The organism is Pseudomonas marginalis (assembly GCF_001645105.1).
Taxonomy (GTDB): Bacteria; Pseudomonadota; Gammaproteobacteria; order Pseudomonadales; family Pseudomonadaceae; genus Aquipseudomonas; species Aquipseudomonas petroselini.
Map to the genome: position 1 here is coordinate 1 of NZ_LKEG01000003.1, position 1,662 is coordinate 1,662.

The 1,662-nt window shown below is 55.9% G+C and carries 1 protein-coding gene; it reads right to left on the reverse strand.

The annotated features are described in order from the left end of the window. Positions 1-38: 38 nt before the first annotated feature. A protein-coding gene (locus AO064_RS00015; protein ID WP_156521560.1) for an IS3 family transposase occupies positions 39-1,591 on the reverse strand; the annotation gives its coding sequence in 2 pieces (ribosomal slippage) (positions 39-1,129 and positions 1,129-1,591; 1,554 coding nt in all). Positions 1,592-1,662 lie beyond the last annotated feature (71 nt).

Consider the following 1,662-nt stretch of genomic DNA (forward strand, 5'->3'; position numbering starts at 1 on the left):
CGGCGTTTTTCAAGGTAGTTGTCGTGTCTCCCGTCTTGCTAGGCGACCTTCACGACAACTGTCAGCTCACTTTCGGGGTTGAGGTGCACCGTCCCGATAGGGTCCCAGTTGCGTGTCTCGCCTGACCACCTTTCAGGCCTTTTTTCTCTCGCTTGCCCATAGATTGCCGCCCTCCGGGCCAGGATTTCCCGGTCTTTTCCCTCGTGGCGCTGGGCGGGTGTCACGAAGCGGATTCGGCTATGACGATGCTCGGTGTTGTACCAGGCCATAAAATTCCTGACCCAGATACGCGCGTCATCCAGGCTGCCAAATCCATCCTGCGGCCACTGCGGGCAGTACTTCAGCGTTCTAAACAGCGACTCCGAGTAAGGATTATCGTTGCTTACCCGGGGTCTTCCTCTCGATGGCGTGATACCCAGGTCGTACATCTTGGTCAGTAACGTCACCGATTTCATAGGTGCGCCATTGTCCGAGTGAAGCACCAGCGGCTGACGCCAGCACTTCTCTCTAGTGACACTTCGTTGCAATAGGACAGCGGCTTTTTCACCGTTTTCTGCTTCGTAAACTTCCCAGCCCACAGCCTTTCGGCTGTAGATATCCTCAATCAAATACAGGTAGTAAAACTTCCCTCGAACCGGCGACGGCAGGTACGTGATATCCCAAGACCACACCTGATTGGCGGCTGTCGCCGCGTAAGTGGTGGGTGCCTCATGGCGATGCGGGCGTTTGGCACGTGAGCGATGATGCTGCTGATCTGCCGCATGCAGCACTCGGTAAAATGTTGCCTCCGATGCCATATAACGTCCCTCGTCAGCTAGTCGTGGCACGATCTGGCTCGGTGGCAGATGTGCGTAGGCCTTGCTGTTGCACAAGGCCAGGATGGCTTGGCGCTCAACATCACTCAGGGCATTATTCGGCACTGGCCTCACCGTCGTGGTGCGCCCATCTGCCAACAACGCTTCGGGCAGGATCCAGCGTTGTAGCGTGCGTAGCGAAATACCGACTTCTAGACACGCAGGCGCCCTGCGGGCGCCCGCCGTGATGGCTTCGGTGAGCCAGTCGACGAGAAGATGCCGTTCTGGCAACAAGGTCAATTGTCCTCGTCGTCGTTCCCCCAGTAGGCATTGAGCTTTTTTCGCAGCACCAGCAATGCGACTGTTTCAGCCAGCGCTGCATCCTTTCGGCGCAGCTCACGCTCCAGCTCCCGAATCCGGTTCTTATCCTCCTTGGTCTCACCAGCGATTCCTTTTTTCAGCGCTGAGTGATTAGTGCTGTTGGCAATGAAAGCTTTGCGCCAGCCGTCAATTTGCGCAGGGAAAATACCGTTGCGACGGCAATACTCACTCAGCTCCAGCTCCGACAAAGCTGATGATTCGATGACTGCCATGAGCTTGGATTCGGCAGACCAACTTTCAGGCGACTGCTTGTTTTCGGACAACTGAGAACCTCTGGCAGCAGCTTGCTTACGCCAATAATGAAGAGACATGTCGCTACAACCTTCACGGCGCGCGACCTCCGACGCTGAAAGGCTCAGCGGCGGAAGCATCATTTTCAACAGTGCAGCTTTGCGTTCTTCTGAATAGAAAGGCATGACCTTACTCTTGCCGCCCCCGGAATACTTTTAAAAAGCGGAGGACACGACAACTACCCTGACACCGGGGG